The organism is Arthrobacter sp. Soil764 (assembly GCF_001428075.1).
Classification (GTDB): Bacteria; Actinomycetota; Actinomycetes; order Actinomycetales; family Micrococcaceae; genus Arthrobacter.
This window is the reverse complement of sequence record NZ_LMSI01000009.1, coordinates 41,063-58,773: the sequence shown is the minus strand read 5'-3', so window position 1 is coordinate 58,773 and position 17,711 is coordinate 41,063. Positions and strand designations below refer to the sequence as shown.

Genomic DNA, 17,711 nt, shown 5'->3' with positions numbered 1-17,711 from the left:
GGCGTGAAAGTAACCCTGACCGTAGAGGCCAGCGAGGGGCAGCTCAGCTACGTTGAAGCCGAAGGCGCAACGTACGAGACAGCCAAAGCACAAGCTGAAGCCCAAATCCCCGAAGGATCCAAACCAATCGCGATTCGTACCGCTTGATCAGGGCTGGGAGGAGCGGGCGCTCTCCTGGGAGCTTCGGGCTCATCCTGGAAGAGACAAACCCGTCGCACCGCACAGTCCCTGATAATGTCTGGCAGGCAGCACTGCTAGCCTGCCAATGATTTGAGTGCCGCTTGAGTGAACCCGTGGCTATCGGTGAACCTTGCTGGGACCACGTTTGTGAGAGAAGAAGATCTTCCATGGTGAAGCTCAACCTGAAAGCTGTCGAGGAGCGCGTCGCCCCACTCGGAAACCGCGAATCCTATGATCGCGAGTTCCTTTTTGGCCTGCTGCTGGCCTACGGCAAGCCCCAGGGCAATGTGACCAGGCTGCGCAACGGTTCCCTCAACGTCGCCGCTGACCCCGCCACTGAAGTGGCTCAGAAGAACGTCGTCTATTTCAAGGAGACGACCGGTGATGCTCTCGCGGTCATCGACGAGCTGAAGTCTTCACCCTTGGTGGTCCGCTACAACACGCGCTTCGTGATCGTCACCGATTACACGGAACTGCTGGCCATCGACACGAAGACCGGCGAGAACCTGATGATCCCAATCCGGGACATCGACCAGCACTTCACGTTCTTCCTTCCCTGGGCCGGCATGGAGAAGGCCCAGTACGTCGCAGAGGCACACGCGGACGTCAAGGCTGCCGAGCGGATGGGCAAACTGTTCGACGAGCTGCTGGCGGCGAACCCCGACATGTTCGACATGGCGCATGGGCGACATGCGCTTAATGTGTTCTTTACCCGGCTTCTGTTTTGCTTCTTTGCCGAAGACACCGGCATTTTCGATGAAGGTGTCTTCATCAATGCAGTCGGCTCGCATACTCAACCCGATGGGTCGGACGTCGCGGAGTTCCTCGCGGCGGTCTTTGAGGCGCTCGACACTGAAGACGCCGGGAAGAAGCCCGTACACCTGGCACAGTTTCCGTACGTCAACGGCCGGCTGTTCACAATGACATCAGAACAGATTGTGCCGCAGTTCACGAAGAAGGCCCGCGACCTGCTGATCGAGCTGGGCACATTGATCTGGCGTGACATCAATCCGGACATTTTCGGCTCCATGTTCCAGGCGATTGTCACCCCAGGTAAGCGCAGTGACCTGGGCCAGCACTACACATCAGTGCCGAACATCCTCAAGACCATCGAACCATTGTTCCTGGATGATCTAAAGGAACAGCTTGATGCAGGTTATGACTCTGTCAAGAAGCTTGAGGCACTGCTCGAACGAATCAGCGCGATCAAGGTTTTCGACCCTGCCTGTGGATCCGGCAACTTCCTCATCATTGCCTACAAGGAGCTGCGTCGTCTGGAGCACGCGATCCTGGAGCGACTGTTCGAGATCGACCCAAAGCACCAGATGCTGTACGCCGAGTCGAAGATCAACATTGAGAACTTCTTCGGGCTAGAAATCGACGACTTTGCTGTCGAGGTAGCTATTCTCTCCCTCTGGATCGCCAAGCATCAGATGAACGCCGAGTTCAAGGAGAAGTTCAATCTCTCCATCCCGCTCATCCCACTAAAAGAAACCGGCCAGATTAAGGCCTGCAATGCAACACGCGTGGATTGGAACGCGGTGTGTCCCAACAGCGGCTCCGAGGAGATTTACCTCATCGGAAACCCGCCATACTACGGGGCGACAAGGCAGTCGCCTGCCCAAAAAGCAGATTTCGGCTTCGTATTCGGCACACGTCCATACTCGAAAAGCCTCAACTACATCGCCCTCTGGTTTGTCAAAGGCGCTGAGTACATCGCCCGTAGCCGAGCTGAGCTCGCGTTCGTAACGACAAAGACTGTGACACAAGGTGAACACGTCGCGCTCATGTTTCCTATGATCTTCTCCCTGGATCTGGAGATCGGTTTCGCTTACACCGGGTTCCAATGGGACAACAATGCCAAGGGAAATGCAGATGTCACGGTCGCTGTGATCGGCTTGCGAAGGGCGGGGGAGCGTCAAAAGTATCTCTTCACGGATGACCTTCAGATAGCAGTGTCAAATATCAACGGTTATCTCGCCGACGCCAAGAATATCTACGTTCACTCACGCTCGAAACCGTTGTCGTCACTGCCTCCGATGGAAAAGGGCTCACAGCCGACCGACGGCGGCAACTTGGTTCTTGAGCCCCATGACCGGGACGCCCTTCTTAGTACGGATCCTCAAGCCGCCCATTTCCTCAAGACTTTCCTTGGCTCGCTGGAATTCATCAATGGTCTGGACCGATACTGCGTGTGGGTGAGCCCAGACGAGGAAGAGTCGGCACTAAGTATCGCGCCTCTGCAGCATCGTTTCGAGAAAACCTCCGAGATGCGTAGGGCTAGCCCGAAGGCCGCCACTCAGAAGATCTCATCAATGCCGTTCCGCTTTGGTGAAGTCCGCTACAAGCCCACGGAGTCAATAATTGTCCCTGCTGCGTCTTCGGGACTTCGCGACTACATTCCTGTTGGATATCTAGGGCCCGACACCGTGATTTCTAATGCCGCCTTCGCTGCATACGATGCTGAGCCTTGGGTATTCGCGATCATCACTTCGAAAGCACACATGACATGGGTGCGGGCCGTCGCTGGAAGAATGCGAATCAACTACCGCTACTCCAACACAATCGTGTACAACAACTTCCCCGTCCCGCCTCTGTCAAATGCAATGAAGGAGAAGCTCACCGCTGCTGCACTGCGGGTACTCGATGTGCGCGAGTACCACTGCGAGCAGACACTCGCAGAGCTCTACGACCCGAACAAGATGCCGGAGGATCTACGCGTCGCCCATGCAGAGGTCGATGCGCTGGTTGACTCGATCTATTCCAAGCGCGGATATGAGACCGATGAGCAAAGACTATCTGCCCTCTTTGCGATGTATGAGGAGATGACAGAAGCCGAGGCAGCGAACGCCTCATCCAAGAAGACCCGGAGGACCGCGAAGTGAACGCGATCAAGAAGCCCATCAATATCGTCGACGTCACCTATTCCCAAACGAAGGCCTCGGTGAACACGGATGCCCTGGGCATGCGCGAAATGCAGCAACGGGTCTTCGCGAAGCGCGACGCGCAGCACCTCCTGGTGAAGGCTCCGCCAGCGTCTGGTAAATCGAGGGCGCTGATGTTCGTGGCCCTCGACAAGCTCTACAACCAGGGGCGCAGAAAAGTCATCGTGACCGTCCCGGAGCGTTCGATCGGTGCGTCGTTCGCGTCGACGGCTCTTTCGAAGTTCGGCTTCTTCGCGGACTGGGAAATCAAACCTGAGCATAACCTCTGTGATGCGGGATCCTCTGCGGGCAAGGTTGACGCGTTCATCAACTTTCTCCAGGGGCCTGATGCGACACTCGTGTGCACCCACGCGACACTCCGCTTCGCATTCGAAAGGCTGGCACCGGAGTCGTTCAACGGCACGGTGCTCGCGATCGACGAGTTCCATCACGTCTCAGCGGACGTCGAGTCGAGCCGCCTCGGCGCACTCCTGCGTGACGTGATGAACGGCAGCGATGTCCACATCGTCGCGATGACGGGCTCTTACTTCCGCGGCGACTCCGTACCGGTGCTCTCGCCAGAGGACGAGGCCAAGTTCACGCCGGTCACCTTCAACTACTACGACCAGCTCAACGGATACGAGCACTTGCACTCGCTCGGCATTGGTCACCACTTCTACCAGGGCCGCTACACGGACGCGATCGGCGAAGTGCTGGACCTCGACAAGAAAACCATCGTGCACATCCCGAACGTCAACTCGGGAGAGTCAACGAAGGACAAGCTCGAAGAGATCGGTCGCATCATCGATGTCATCGGGCACGTCGAGGAGACTGACCCCGACACGGGCATCATCAGCGTGCGCCGACAGGACACCGGAACCATCGTCCGCGTCGCGGACCTCGTCGACGACACCGACCAAAAGAAGCGCGGCGACACGCTGCACTACCTGGCTCACACAGCCTCCAAGAACCGCGACGCGGTCGACATCATCATCGCCCTCGGCATGGCCAAGGAAGGTTTTGACTGGCCTTTTGCTGAGCACGCCCTCACTGTCGGATACCGGGCCTCGCTGACCGAGGTCATCCAGATCATCGGTCGGGTCACCCGTGACAGCCCCGGCAAGTCCCACGCGCAGTTCACGAACCTCATCGCCGAGCCGGACGCCACCCAGGGTGAGGTGAAGGTCTCGGTCAACAACATGCTCAAGGCCATCACCGCGTCTCTCCTCATGGAGCAGGTGCTCGCGCAGAACTTCACCTTCAAGACGAAGAAGTTCGACGACGACGATTCCGCCGCGCCGGGGCAGCTGAAGATCAAGGGCTTCAAGGAACCGTCGAGCGATCGCGTGAAGCAGATCGTGGAGACTGATCTGAACGACCTGAAAGCGACGATCCTCCAGGACGACACCTTCGCGCGCGCCGCCGCCGGCTCAGTGGACGCCGAGACGACCAACAAGGTGCTGATCCCCAAGATCATCCGCGAGAAGTACCCGGACCTCACCGAGGCGCAGGTGGAGGAGGTTCGCCAGCAGGTCGTCGTGGACTCTGTGATCAAGAACGGCGAAGTGCGCACAGTTGGCGACAAGCGGTTCATCAAGATGGCAGAGAAGTTCGTCAATATCGACGACCTCAACATCAACCTCATCGACTCGGTGAATCCGTTCCAGCGCGCCTTCGAGGTCATGTCCAAGTCGGTGACTCCCTCGGTGCTTCGGATTATTCAGGACCAGATCACGGCCACCCGTGTCGAGTTCACCGAGGAAGAAGCGCTGGCACTCGTTCCCCGGATCAAGAACTGGATCAAGGTCAACGGTCGGCGACCGGACTCGAGGGCCGAGGACCCGACAGAGAAGCGATACGCGGATGCGTTGCTGTGGCTCCAAAGGGCCAAGCAGAAGCTCGAGGCCCAAAAGCGGGCAAATGAGATGGTGGAGAGCGAATGAGCGATTACGACGACATCCTCGAAGCGGCACCGTCCTCCCTGCAGGACCTCATCGACAACGACCTCGACGGGCTGCTCGACGCGCCCGAGAAGCCCAAGAAAATCACCTCCTCCGACCGGCTCGAGCGTGCGTTCCTGGAGATCGTGGAGTTCCGCCGGACGCACGAGCGCCTGCCGAGCTCGGCGACGCGGGAGATCGCCGAGCGGAAGCTCGGGGCCCGTCTCGAGGGCATCCTCGCCAACGAGGAGAAGATCGCGGCACTCAAGCACCTCGACACGGAGTTCGAGCTGCTGGCTGTAGAGGCAGCTCCCGAGTCGCTGGACGAGCTTCTCGAGAGCGATGACCTGGACGATCTACTGGGCGACGAGAGCGGCATCCTCGATGTGTCGGATCTACCCGTGATCAAGCGCCCCGAGTCCCCGGACTCCGTCGCTCAGCGGGTGAAGGCCGAAGACTTCGACCTGTTCGAGCCGCTGTTCAAGGCGAAGCATGCCGAGCTGGCCGAGGGCACGTACAAGCTGATGCCTTTTACTGGCATGGATCTCATCCGCATGGGTGCTTTTTTCGTGCTGAACGGCGTCATGTGCTTCGTGGCTGAGGTAGGCGAGGACGTGGACCTGATTGTCGGTGGCAAGCCCAGGCAGAAGCAGCGCCTGCGCGTCGTCTTTGAAAACGGCACTGAGTCGGCGATGTACAAGCAAAGCCTCATGACCCGCCTGTACGAGGCGCAGGGCCAGGTCCTGGCGCGGACAGGCCACGATGCCAGCGAGATCCTCGACGCCGACTTGGAGAGCGGTCACATATACGTGCTGCAGTCGCTCAGCGAGGATCCTGTTGTCGCGGGGATGAAGGACCTCCACAAGATCGGCTTCTCCACTACCAACGTCGAGACCCGCATCAAAAATGCGGCGAATTCGCCAACCTACCTGATGGCACCGGTGAAGGTGCTGGCGGACTACCGGCTCTACAACGTGCGTGCGTCCTGGCTGGAGCACCTCTTGCACCGTGTGTTCGCCGAAGCGCGCCTGGACCTGACACAGGTTGACCGGAAAGGACGCGACTACGACCCCTCGGAGTGGTTCGTGGTTCCGCTGGAGACCATCAACAGGGCCGTCGCAATGATCATGTCCGGTGAGATCACCGACTACGTCTACGACAAGGGGCTGCAGCAACTGGTCACGCGTGACTGATTGGCGAGGCCCCTGAAGGTGTGCGACGGTCCAACAGGAAAGATCCGCCCCGGCCACGGCCGCAGTTCCGTCGGCATCGATTATGAGCGCGCTTCAGGTCACAAAGATAGATAGCCATAGACACAGCACTCCCCTTGAAGCGCGGGTGGTGAAGAATGCCAGGCTATCGATCGCCACGCATCGGAATGGGTCGGCAGATGAGTCTTGCAAGTCGACCACCTATACGATCTACCCATGACCGAAACTTCAGAGATTGCCAGCCCTGGATCGAATTTCACGCAGGCGCTGGACGCTGCGGCGAGGCTACCGGGTGTGAGGATCGACAGGGCCGCTTACCTGCGAACAGCGCTCAAGCGTTACTGCACCGAGGAACAGATCCAGAGGGCAATCGCTGACGGTCCGGCAGCAGCAGGTGTCCCGCTCAAAATAGTTGTGGAGGCTGCAAACACCTCGATCACTTATGAGACCAGCAAGGTCACCGGACTCTCGACCCTCGCGGGTATACCCGGCGGCCTGGCAATGATCGGCACTGTCCCGGCCGACCTCGCGCAGTACATGGGACATATGCTTCGGATCGCCCAGAAATTGGCCTACATCTACAGTTGGCCTGACTTATTCGCCGATGACGGCGAAGAAGTCGATGAAGCAACCGAGAGCATGCTGATCCTGTTCGTGGGCGTAATGTTCGGAGTGCAGATCGCCCAAGGTGGGGTGGCGAAAGTCGCGAACATGATAGCCGCCAATGTAGCTAAGAAACTTCCTCAGCAGGCACTGACCCAAGGGGTTATCTACCCGATCGTGAAAAACGTCGCCAAGCATCTCGGCGTGAGTATGACCAAAACACTCTTCGCCAACGGCATCGCGAAGGCAATTCCCGTCGTCGGAGCCGTACTATCTGGAGGCCTCACCCTTGGCACATTCCTTCCCATGTCCAAGCGACTGCAGAAACACCTTGCAAGCCTGGAACTGACCAAACCAGGACACCGGGCTGAAGAGGCCGATACCGACGTCGCCGAAGTTGTCGACAAGGTCGAAGTCATAAGCTGAATCAATCGCCACCTGTCGTTTCATGTGTGGCGCGGGTCCTAGGAGAACGGCATCTTTCCCTAACTCTGTCCGCACCGGCCCCCAAGTAAACGTAAACACCGGTCAATGGCCGACGTTGTTGCTTGCAGCAAGCGCCTCACTTTCATCAACCCCCGTCGGCGCCTGCAACGGTGATCGCCAGAGTAGTTGGATTTCTTGGTAATCCCCGTACTTTCCCTTGCATTGGCCAACGGCTGCAATCCGCCAGCCGCGCTGGACGGCCTCTGGATGAAGCTCCGCCTGGACATCTCTATCGGCACATATTGCAGCCTCAGAGAAGACGTTTGCGCCGACGATGTTGGCTGTGAGCTCCCATGCTGAAGCACCCAAATAGAACTTTGGGTGTACTCGGACTGTTGATGCCTGCTCTCCAATGAAGAGCTCGTCGCCCCAAGGGAACCTGGACCTCGGCACAAAATCTGTATCCGACATTTGTGCCAAGATGTCCTGCAAGGCAGTGCGCCATTGTTTTCTTGGCAGCTCATCCAGCCCGAGGTGGCAGATAAACTGCGGCGGGTCCCAGCCTTCTGCAATGGCAAGGTATCGCCCGTGGTCCATGGCTACCATGCGCTGTGCTCGTCCAGAGTTCAGCTGCCATGAGACATAGAATGCGTTTTCGTAGTACTTGTGTTCAGCAATGGCACCCAATCGGGACTTCTGTCGAACCGCTGTGGGAGCCTTTTTCGCGATCCTGCGGATAATTCCGGGACGGCCTACCACCGCATCTGACACGGCTGAAGCCAAGGCATCCATTGCCTCATTCGTAACGCTTTCAGATTCGGCCACCACATCATGCTCTCCGACGGGTCCAAGCCCGCCGATCCTTAGACGAACCACCTGCCATCCGGCGGCGGCGAGCAGCTGGTTGCGTGTTCGGTCGTCCTTTTCTTTACCAACATGGGTGTGCGCCGGGTCCACTTCCACACATACCTTGCTCTTGGAGATCAGGATGTCCGGGGTAAGGATGGGAAAATTGTTGCGCTGTGGCTCATGGCCGCACTGGATAGCGCTCCTTCCCTTGTGGACAGTGAACCCTGCAGCGATGAGCTTGTCTCTCACCCGCTGCTCCGTCTGAGAAGTCATAAGGTTCCGGGACTGAATGACTGTACCGATTGGATACTTAGGACCGGTCGCTGTCTTCCTGGCAGCGAAGGAAGCGGTTCTGCATGGCCGGCACACGGCCATGTTTTCGGCGCCTGGTTTGGCGATGACTTCGTGTCCGCACTGGAGGCGCACCCATCCGTGTTCTTGCTCCCCCAGGCAGGTAAGACATGCTCGAGAGCCTCCGGCCTTGCGTCGCCAGCCTGAGACAGCACCGCATTGGACCACTGCTGATTCCACGAACCTGTGCCCCTGCTTGCATACCCAGCGGACCTTCACTGGTGATGAGGCCGGAATGTCGTTGGGGCCGAATAGGTTTTCGTCGTCCCACATGTCCAGAACTTCCGGATGCCTGGCTGCAACCGTCGTCTCTGGCTTTGGTGTTCGCCGGGAAAGGCCCAATTGTGTACGCACTTCCGGTGTAAGTGCTGGCCAGTCCTCAAGTGCTTTCACAATGCCCCCATCAAAAGCCATCCAAATACGGTCTATTTGAAGGATGTTAGATGAGGCATCAGACAATAAGAGGCAGCCCATCAGCTGGTTTGGTTTATTTCGGCAGGCCACCCTCGGACACGGCAGTTAGTGGTCAATAATTACGTCAAGACGTAATTATTTTTTGAGGCGGTCCCTGACCGCCTCATCCAGGAAGTCGATGATGGAAAGTCCGTGCTCGGCCACATAGTCATCCATCTCGTCTCTGAGTTCGATTTCGATCTTTGAGGAGAAGGGTTCCATCCGACGTTTGCTTCGGGGACGGCCCGGTCCCGGCCGCCTGTTTGTCGATGCTCGCGGAGCAACCTCTAGCGGGTCAGGTGACTGCGCACGCGAAGGTTCCGTAGACAGCTCTTGCCTACTGTCGCTTCGGGAGGTCAGAACATCGACTACGTCCGCAGCGGGTGCCTTGCGGATCGCTGATTTTCTCTCTACTGGCATCAGTTGACTCCATCGATAAAGCGAGCGTGCTCGATGAACTTTTCGGTCATGATTACAGCTCCCCTGCTGTTGAGCTTTGTAAGAGGGGCTCTCGAACTGACAGAGTCCTGCATGGCGGTCCTGAGCGGAAGGTGAGGACTCCTTACGTCTTGCCCATAGGCAGCCTCCAGTTCGCCGATTTGGAAGGCATGCTCCCCTGTCAGGGGCGAACTGGTCTTGTTGATGATGATTCCTAGGAACTCAAGTGCCGGATTCAGGTGCGGTAACGACTGCACTTTCTTCACTGTCTCCAGGAATTCGGTGACGCCTTTCACCGAGAAGGCCGCAGGCTCCGTTATGGCGAGGACTCGATCAGCCCAAATAAGGCCATTGAGCGTAAGACGACCCAACGCGGGAGGAAGATCCAAAAGAATGTGATCGTATGCCATCAATTCCTCAGCGCCCCAGGCGGCGGTCTTCAACCGCAACTCTGGTGTCATGATGCTTTCCGATTCCAGCCGCGCGAGCGATTCGGAGCTCGGGATGAGATCAATGCCAGGCCAAGAGGTCTTGGTGATGGCCTGACCCAAAGTGCCAGCATCTCCCCCATACAACACGTCGAAAACGTCGAACTCACCGGAACCTTCAAGTGCTTCGGTGACGTTTGCCTGAGGATCCAGGTCGATCACCAGCACTTTTTTGCCAATTAACTTCAGACCGGTGGCAAGACCCAATGTCACAGAGGTCTTACCGACTCCGCCCTTTCGGTTCCCTATCGCAGTTACTTTCACATGTCACCTCAATTGCAATTAATAAATCTGGCTGTCTGCCCGTCTATCAATCCGTCAATCAATCTATCTTTATGTCATGACGTATTTATTAGCCCGAGGCGTTACACGTCCGCCCCATCCTCAAACTGGACATCTGGCTATCAATCTATCCGTCTATCTTTACGTCATGACGTATTTATCTCGGCGCGTCGCTACATATAGGCGAAGCTATAGAGGAAGAGGGGCGGTTCCCAAGATCCAACGCCTGGCTCCGGGAGGCGACCGAGAACTATCCCTGGCGTCACATCGGCATCAGCTGCTCGCCAGAGAAGAGCCCGGAGAGTGCCCTCAAGGACTTCCACCGGCACTGCATGGTCGCGCCTTTGGCGGCCACCGCATGAGAACGCGATAAATACGTCTGGATTTATTACATATGTCGCTAATCCCAAGAGGGCTGAGGGCACACGCCCGTACTCCGGGGCGCAAGACTCAAGGGCTATTGCGTGACGATGACGTCTTCATAGCGCCAACATTGGGGCCAACTCGTTTGAGCCGGGGACACTCGGGAGTTGCCAGCCCTTCTAACCGAAGACACTTACGGCCCAAAGTCTGAAGGTGCACAGAGTTCCGCAGAAGAGCCGCCCCACCAGCAACAGTAGAACGCCACAATAATAAATACGTCAAGATTGATTCTCTCCGCATGCTCCTTGTCCGACCGCGGGGTTCACAACAGGCGGCGAGAACTAAGAGTCTTAAGCCGCTTCCATAAGGCAGAGACCTGGGGTGCCAGCCAATGAGATTCACGCTCGAGATCGTGAAGATCCTCCTCGACTTGCTTGCAGGCTTCACCGTAATGCAGTCCTAAGTCTTTCCTGTCATTCCGGCCTCAAGCTGCATGCCAAATTGCCGCATCGTCGGGTGGTATCCAGTACTCGTCCCGTTCTAGATCAAACAGGTCAGTCTCTTCGACCTTGGGGGTACGAAACCGGTCTAGGTAAGCGTGCCAGGCAGCGCGTTCATTCCGGTTACGGCTGATTTGATCAAGGTAGTCATCCATGACGCCGAGTCGTGCCGCGAGCATGCGTAAGTTGACTGTGGTGGTCTTCCACGCGTGTCCCTGACGTTGGACCATACCCAAGGCTTCCATCTCGGCCAACGCGGCCGAGCATGCATTCCGGCTGACACCGGTGGCCCGCACGAGATCCGCAGTTGTGGGGGAGTGGCGGCCGCGTTCGATGGCTTCGTACACCAGCGCTGTAGCGTCCCCGAGTGCCCGAAAAACAGGCCGAATGGCATGAATTTTTCCTTTTCGCCAAGCTAGTTCGCGGGCTAGTTGTTGATATTGCTCGGGGAGCTGGATGAGGTATACGTCGGCGGCTTTGTGACGTGCGTTCATGACTTTAGTCAGGATTCCATCGGAGGCAGCAACCAGGACGGGCAGAAGCCGCGCAATGGTGACGTGGTGTTTTCCCATCGCCACAGCAAGAGTTCGACATCCAACATCAAGAACATCAGTTTCCTTGGCTCTCATGTAGCCCAGTAGTCCACGAATGAGCAGACGGAGGCTGAGGCCTTGCCGGCCTCTGGCTTGCAGTCTGTGATCGAGGACTGCGTAGAGGACATTTTCCAGATCGTTTACGAGCTGCTGCACACCGGCGCTGCTAAGGTTCCCTGCCCCCCCGGTGGTTAAAGTTTGGCTTGTGTTGTTAATAGGGGCACTCTTTTTCCTGTGTTTACGGGGGAGTCGTTTCTGAAGGGTTTGGTTGGAAGTGAGGGACTGGGCTTTGGTCCACTCGTAGGGCAGGAGTCGCGCCTGGCGTTGGGGGGTTCCGTATAGGGCGGCCAGCCCCGGGAACTGGCCGGTGAGTTCGTTCTCGACGTCTTGCAGGGACCAGCCGCAGGCGCTGAAGTGGTTCAGTACAGCCATGCGAGCCTCGGATGGGCCCTTGTACCTGGCCGTGTCGTACAGACCGGTTCGGGCGACCTTACGCAGCGGCGCTTCACTACCAGCGTTTAGCGGTAGTGCCGGCAGAATCCCGGTTCGCTGTCCGGCAACAGTCTTGGCTGCACGGGCTTTGAGTGCGCGCTTCCGGGTTAGCTCCGGAGCCAGCGCGGACCGAAGCTCCATCAGCGCAGAGGCTGGGTTGCGTCGCCGCAGGATGTCGTAGGCCTGGGAGAGTGGAGTGATTAGGGTTTGGTGCCCGCCAGCCTTGTGCACCGATCCAGGGACGCGGATACATCCATCCGTGATGTTTTGGTGCGGACTCGGGTCCAGACTCCTGGCCGTCAGTGCGAGTGCTTCGACCAGTTCCCTGGCTTCAGCTGCGCCGATACGGTCCCGCAGTGGGATGTACAGGTGGCGGCCGCCACTAGGGGAAAAGTCCTCAACAAAAACCATCCCGCACGCCGACAACAACCGCCCCACCCGGGCAGCGTCCGCGTCAACCACACCCTTGAGGGCCTTGGACGTGTCAAAGTCCAGGCACAGCGTGGCAACACTGCCATCCGGGCCATGCACCATTACCGCCGCAGGACGTTCCGGCAGAACCCGAGTGATTTTCGGTGCGTTGCTCGGCCGGGGGTACTGAAACCGCGAGCCAATCCAACGACCAAGTCGGTAAGAAGGGGCGCCAGCAATCATCGGAGCAAGGCTCCATGCATCTTTTGGCTTCACGTACGGCGCGACACCCATAAGGGCATGCGTTGACGCCGATACCGGTTCCGGTACCATGGTGTGCAGTAGTTCCTTTCGAGGTAACACAAATGGCACCCACAGCGTGGGTGTTGTAAAAGTTCAGATCATGTCCCGCCAAGAACTGGATCTGGACTTAATGCTTCGAGAAGGCCCGCCTAGTGCGGGCCTTCCTCTTTTAAGAGGCGATACGGCCGATAGGCAGTTCCCCCTGGCCGGCAACGAATGTCATGTCGATGGCGGCGAGCTTTTCAGCAACGGCATGTGCGATGAACTCACTAGCCGACTGCCCTTGGTGATCTGCTACAGCGAATAACTTTTCTGCGTCTGCAACGGGGAGCCGGGTAGTCAGAACATGACGGTCCCCTTTAGAAGGGCGTCCTCCGCGTGCGCGTTTCTGAATTGCCATGCCCCTCACGTTAGTTTCTGAAACGCTGGGGACTGGACATAAAGTACGGCGTGTCGGTTTCATCGCTCTTAGAAACCTTTTGCGACGGCGGCGGTTGCCGCAAGCCACGCGCGCTGGGTAGCTGGTTGGAGGGCGTCGTAGCGGATGGGGCCATTGACCAGTGCGGGGTCGTAGGGGATGCGGACCACGGCACGTACATGGGGGGCGAAGCCGTCAGCGATCCGTCGGGCCTCGTCCTTGGCGCGTTTGAGGGCGTCGCCGCTCATGCTGCGCTTGGCGTCGGTGGATTCGGACACGATGACAACGGCGTTGCGGGCCAGCTCGCCGTCGTGGCCGCCGCGGGATTCCAGCGTTTGGAGGGTCAGGCGCGCGGCCTCGGCGCGGTCTTCGATGGCTGTCACGGGGACCACGAGCTGGTTAGTGTGGTGGATCATTCGCCGCCAATTTGCGGCGCGGGCCGTGTTTCCGGAGTCCATGACGATCAGACGGTAGTAGCGGGTGAGTACCTGGTGGGCGATGTCCACCTCCTCTGCGGTCACTTCGTGGTCGCCCTCCTCGTTCTCGTCTGAGCGCAGGACGTCGAACTTGTCCGAGGTCTGGTGGTGGACGAACCGGGCGATCTCGGCTGCTTGGGCGCTGGGGGAGAGCAGCGCCTTTGATGAGTCGATGAGATCCAGGACGCTGTTGTCATGGCCGCCCTTTTCGGTGCGCCAGCCGAGCGTCCCCTGTGATTCGTTGTTGTCCCAGGCGACGGTCGCTGCGCCGCTGTAGCGGGCCAGGATCGCACTGAGCATCACGACGGTGGGGGTCTTGTTCGCTCCGCCCTTGCGGTTGACGACGGCTACGGTGCGGGGGCCGGGCCAGTGCTGGCTCACTGTGCGGATGTCTTCCCGTTCGGCCAGCTCCTCGGCCGAGGGGTCCATGCGGAAGCCCAAGCGGCTGAGAACGCCCCGCCAGCCGCGCGTGGCCGGCTGGAGCACGGGCGCGCTAATGAGGAACGAAGTGTCTTTGAGACTGCGCCGGGTGGCAGGCTCCACAGCGGCTGCTGTGGCAGCCCGTGCGGGCGCCCCGGCGGGCGCGGCTGTAACGGCTGCGCTGAAGGTCAACGGTGCGGCGTCGGCAGCTTGTGCCGGCACTTCTTCGGCCGCAGAGGCATCGGGGACCGAAACAGGCGCGGCCGTGGTCGTGGCCTTAGCCATTTCCAGCGAAGGGGCTGCCGTAACGGGCAGGGTGTCCTGCTCCCGCTTCGGGGTGGGCTTGATCGGTGCGGCCTCGCTGACGACGCCTTCGGGGGAGACGATGATGAGGCCCTGCCCGTCCGGGTCAGTGGTGCTGACGCGGACGGGTCGGCCGAGCTGAGCCGCGGTTTCGGTGATGATTCGTAATGCACCGCTAAGGACGGCGGCTTCGTCGGCGGCCTCGATCGCGTGGGAGGTCCCGTTGATGGTGACTTCGCCGGTTCCGTTAGTGCGTAGAACGGCGTTGATCTTGGGGAAGTCGAGCGCTTGAGTTTCCATCATCTGTCCTTACTTTGTGCCGTTCGGGGGCGTGAAACGGTTGACCTGCCAGGGCTTGTCGGCTGCGCTGCGGAGCAGCTGCACGTCGTAGTCGCCGGCATCGGTGGGAAAGACGACCTGGCAGCCGAAACCGTTGTTCTCATCGATCCTGAGCTGGCCCGTTCCGGTGATCCTGCTGACCGGGATGTTGGCCGGGTCAACGTATTGGTAATCAGCGGTTGCTTGGGCAGTCAACAGCTGCCCGAGCTCCTGGATCCATTGCTTGTCCGTGACCGTGGGACGGGCATACAGCGTCATGGCCTTGGTCGCCGTTTCCAGCGCGGCTGTTTTGCTTGCCTCGTCCCAGGCAATGCCCAGGGTGGCCGGTGCTGTGCCGCCGGGAGCTTGGGGCTTACCGCCAGCGCTGAGAGTGGCTGGGCTGGCGGTGGAAGTGGTGGGTGACGGTTCTGCGGGTGTTGAGGTGGATACCGGCGCGCAGGCCGTGCACACGAGCAGGGCCGCGAGGGCTGTCAGGGCGCGTTTCATGGTTCCTCCGGTGAGTCGCTGCCGGGCAGGTAGAGAAAGGCGCTGGGAGTGCCGTTCTCTACGGTTCGGGTGTAGTAGGTGTGGTCATTCGGGGCGGGGTTGCCGTTGTAGCCCTCTTCCAGGAAGCTGCCGTCACCGTTAACGGCTTTGACGACGGCGACGTGGCCGTAGGTGCCGTCTGCGCCCCCGGTGCCGGGGGAGTACCAAACGACAGCGCCAACACGTGGCGTTCCACCGGTGGGCCAGCCCTTGGCGTCCCAGCCGTCTTTCCAGGTAAGGGCAGACCCGAGCACGGCACCGTCAGGCCGGAAGGTGCCGTTCAGGACCTTGTAGGGGGTGGTGGTGCTGCCCAGCTGCTGGTTCACACGCCAGAGGGCGAAGTCGACGCATTCGCGGTTGTACATGCCCAGCGGGGATGGCTCGTAGATCTTCGCGGTGCGCCAGGGCAGGTCATCGTCTTTGCCGGATTGGCCGGGGATCCCGCAGGAGCTTTCCCCGCCGGCATCGGTGATCGGAACGTCGGCCAGGGCGGCGACGACCTCGACGGCGGCCGCCCAGTAGGACTGGTAGTGGAACGGGTCGGCGTTGCGCTGGACCCGGTGCGCGGCCGTGGTGGGTTCGAGCTGTTCCCACCCGCTGACCTTCTGCAGGGCGGTGAAGAAGTTTGTGGCTGATGCCGTTGGGTTCATGCGGTCCGGGTAGGTTCCCCACGCGCCGTTGTCGCGCTGCTGGAACAGTCCCCGGGAGTCGGGCCCCGGGCCGTCTCCGTAGTCAAGAACACGGAGCCCGGATTCGCCCATGGCCGTCATGACGCCGATCGTCTGCCCTCGGGCCGACAGGCCAAGGGTTTTGCCTGCGTTGATGATCAGGGCCGCGTTCTTCAGCTGTTCGCCCTCGTAGCCGGCGACAGCGACCTTGGGCAGTTGGGTTGCGTCAACGCTGACGCTGGATCCGGTCGGTGAGCAGACGTCGGCCGCGGCCTGGGAGCCCCCGCCGAACAGGATGATGGACAGTACCAAGCCGACGGGTGCGAGGACGGCGCCGGCGACCAGCGCAGGCGCGCTCGTTCGTGATTGCATGTGTCCCCCTCACATCTGCTCGTCAGCTGCTTCGCCTTAGGGCTGGTCCTCGTCGTTCACTTCTGGTGTCTGGCCCTTCCTGAGCGTGTTCCGGTTCTCCCAGACCCAGTCCTTGACTTGATCTCTGGCGATCAACCATGTCTTCTCGACTTGGTAAGCAGGAATCACTCCGGTTTGGAGCCAGCGGTAGACGGTGTTTCGGGACAACCCGAAGATCTCTTCGAGGTCCTGAGGCGTAAGACGCTCCGGGTACTTGGCGAAGAGTGCTTCCAGGTACTTGGGGTCCACGCTCAGTCCGTCCCACCGCATAGAGCCATCGTAGACCACAAATTGGTACTGTGATGTACTAGACGTGACTGAAAGGTACTAAAGCTGTTGTTTGCGGTCACTTTTGGCCTTTCGTGTCGGATGGTACCGATACGATCTTTGCGGACATTAGTAGGGGAAGTGAAATGCCGGTCTCAAAGAATCGCTGGGTGACGCTCGGCGCAGAAACTATCGACGAACCCGTTCCAGCTATCCCGGAAGAGCCGCCTTTCATCCCTACGGGGGCGACGAGGCCACAGCTGAGTGTTCCGCAGCCGGACCAGGCGGACCGGCTTCCCCGAAGGAACGTTGCGGGGAGGGAACCGAGCTTTTGGTGGCTTGGCGTCCACGGCGGCGCGGGCGAAACGTCGCTTGCACGCCTGGACAAGAACACCAGGGCAGCCGATCATCACTGGCCTTTGACCGCAGCCGGATCCGTGATCGTCCTGGTTGCCCGGTCCAATATCCCAGGCCTTCGTGCAGCACGGCTGGCTGCAACTGAATGGGCATCAAGGTCACTTCCCGCCATCCAGATCGCCGGCCTCGTGGTCATGGCTGACGCTCCCGGGCGGCTCCCCAAAGAGATCCGCGACTTCGCCCGCGTCGTCGGCGGGGGAGTGCCCCACATGTGGCATTTCCCCTGGGTGGACACATGGCGCTACGGCCATGACATCGGGACCGAGGAACTTCCCAAAGAAGCCCGCACCACTCTTGAGCAGGTGCAGATCGCAGTAACTGCCACCGCCGGACTCCCGGCCAAATAGAAAGTAGAAACTCATGTTGTTCTCCAAGGCCTTGGAATGGTCAAGCTTTGCCATCACAGAGATACCGAACCCGGGCACAGGTGAGGCACCTCCCGGCTCTGAAGGTTTGTTGACGATCCTCAAATGGGTCGCATGGATCGTCTTCGGCTTGGCAGTCGCGGGCATCCTGATCACAGCCGGAACGATGATGATCAATAACCGACGCGGAGAGGGCGGCGAGCATGCCGGCCGTCTGGCATGGGTCCTCGGCGGGTGCATCCTGGCAGCCTCCGCTGGCGGCGTCGTAGGCGCCCTGGTCTAAGGAGCTTCAGCC

General features: G+C 59.5%; 16 protein-coding genes. 7 read left to right on the top strand and 9 right to left on the bottom strand.

The genetic code is table 11. The features are described from left to right. Window positions 1-3 precede the first annotated feature (3 nt). The 5 genes from ASG86_RS20735 to ASG86_RS07190 all read left to right on the top strand — a co-directional run bounded on the left by ASG86_RS20735 (window position 4) and on the right by ASG86_RS07190 (window position 7,284). Window positions 4-147, top strand: a complete 144-nt coding sequence (locus ASG86_RS20735; protein WP_200946188.1) for a hypothetical protein — start codon at window positions 4-6, stop codon at window positions 145-147. Between the two features lie 200 nt (window positions 148-347). Further along, the gene (locus ASG86_RS07205; RefSeq protein ID WP_056332018.1) at window positions 348-3,065 is read left to right on the top strand and encodes a DNA methyltransferase; all 2,718 of its coding nucleotides are present in this window, start codon (window positions 348-350) and stop codon (window positions 3,063-3,065) included. Beyond that, entirely contained in the window at window positions 3,062-5,047 is a 1,986-nt protein-coding gene (locus ASG86_RS07200; RefSeq protein ID WP_056332016.1) for a DEAD/DEAH box helicase, read from the top strand. The genes ASG86_RS07205 and ASG86_RS07200 overlap by 4 nt, the downstream gene beginning before the upstream one ends. Further along, on the top strand, window positions 5,044-6,237 hold the full coding sequence (locus ASG86_RS07195) for a GIY-YIG nuclease family protein (RefSeq protein ID WP_056332014.1): 1,194 nt from the start codon (window positions 5,044-5,046) through the stop codon (window positions 6,235-6,237). The genes ASG86_RS07200 and ASG86_RS07195 overlap by 4 nt, the downstream gene beginning before the upstream one ends. A gap of 234 nt (window positions 6,238-6,471) precedes the next feature. Further along, window positions 6,472-7,284 carry a hypothetical protein gene (locus ASG86_RS07190; RefSeq protein ID WP_056332012.1) on the top strand — a complete coding sequence of 271 codons (813 nt, stop codon included), beginning with the start codon at window positions 6,472-6,474 and terminating at the stop codon, window positions 7,282-7,284. A 102-nt stretch (window positions 7,285-7,386) separates the two neighbouring features. On the opposite strand, the gene ASG86_RS20640 is transcribed toward ASG86_RS07190, so the two are convergent. The 9 genes from ASG86_RS20640 to ASG86_RS07150 all read right to left on the bottom strand — a co-directional run bounded on the left by ASG86_RS20640 (window position 7,387) and on the right by ASG86_RS07150 (window position 16,637). Beyond that, window positions 7,387-8,406: a DUF559 domain-containing protein gene (locus tag ASG86_RS20640; protein WP_056332010.1), complete on the bottom strand. Its 1,020-nt coding sequence runs from the start codon at window positions 8,404-8,406 to the stop codon at window positions 7,387-7,389. A 627-nt stretch (window positions 8,407-9,033) separates the two neighbouring features. Next, on the bottom strand, window positions 9,034-9,159 hold the full coding sequence (locus ASG86_RS21105) for a hypothetical protein (RefSeq protein WP_009358100.1): 126 nt from the start codon (window positions 9,157-9,159) through the stop codon (window positions 9,034-9,036). Window positions 9,160-9,356: 197 nt separating this feature from the next. Next, window positions 9,357-10,127, bottom strand: coding sequence for a ParA family protein (locus tag ASG86_RS07175; protein WP_056332006.1), 771 nt, complete (start codon window positions 10,125-10,127; stop codon window positions 9,357-9,359). An 865-nt stretch (window positions 10,128-10,992) separates the two neighbouring features. Next, a complete protein-coding gene (locus ASG86_RS07170; protein WP_056332004.1) occupies window positions 10,993-12,837 on the bottom strand; it encodes a MarR family transcriptional regulator in 1,845 nt (614 codons plus the stop codon). A gap of 139 nt (window positions 12,838-12,976) precedes the next feature. Then, a complete protein-coding gene (locus tag ASG86_RS20495) occupies window positions 12,977-13,207 on the bottom strand; it encodes a hypothetical protein (protein ID WP_015062388.1) in 231 nt (76 codons plus the stop codon). Window positions 13,208-13,275: 68 nt separating this feature from the next. Next, window positions 13,276-14,727: a MinD/ParA family ATP-binding protein gene (locus tag ASG86_RS07165; protein ID WP_056332002.1), complete on the bottom strand. Its 1,452-nt coding sequence runs from the start codon at window positions 14,725-14,727 to the stop codon at window positions 13,276-13,278. Between the two features lie 6 nt (window positions 14,728-14,733). Next, window positions 14,734-15,249: a hypothetical protein gene (locus tag ASG86_RS07160; RefSeq protein ID WP_056332000.1), complete on the bottom strand. Its 516-nt coding sequence runs from the start codon at window positions 15,247-15,249 to the stop codon at window positions 14,734-14,736. Then, complete coding sequence (locus ASG86_RS07155; RefSeq protein WP_056331998.1) at window positions 15,246-16,328, bottom strand: CHAP domain-containing protein; 1,083 nt, start codon at window positions 16,326-16,328, stop codon at window positions 15,246-15,248. The genes ASG86_RS07160 and ASG86_RS07155 overlap by 4 nt, the downstream gene beginning before the upstream one ends. Before the next feature lie 36 nt (window positions 16,329-16,364). Next, window positions 16,365-16,637: a helix-turn-helix domain-containing protein gene (locus tag ASG86_RS07150; protein WP_011689726.1), complete on the bottom strand. Its 273-nt coding sequence runs from the start codon at window positions 16,635-16,637 to the stop codon at window positions 16,365-16,367. A gap of 167 nt (window positions 16,638-16,804) precedes the next feature. Between ASG86_RS07150 and ASG86_RS07145 the strand changes: the two genes are divergently transcribed. Continuing rightward, window positions 16,805-17,398: a DUF6668 family protein gene (locus ASG86_RS07145; protein ID WP_235565127.1), complete on the top strand. Its 594-nt coding sequence runs from the start codon at window positions 16,805-16,807 to the stop codon at window positions 17,396-17,398. A 13-nt stretch (window positions 17,399-17,411) separates the two neighbouring features. Then, window positions 17,412-17,699 carry a hypothetical protein gene (locus ASG86_RS07140; RefSeq protein WP_056331994.1) on the top strand — a complete coding sequence of 96 codons (288 nt, stop codon included), beginning with the start codon at window positions 17,412-17,414 and terminating at the stop codon, window positions 17,697-17,699. The last annotated feature ends 12 nt before the right edge of the window (window positions 17,700-17,711 follow it).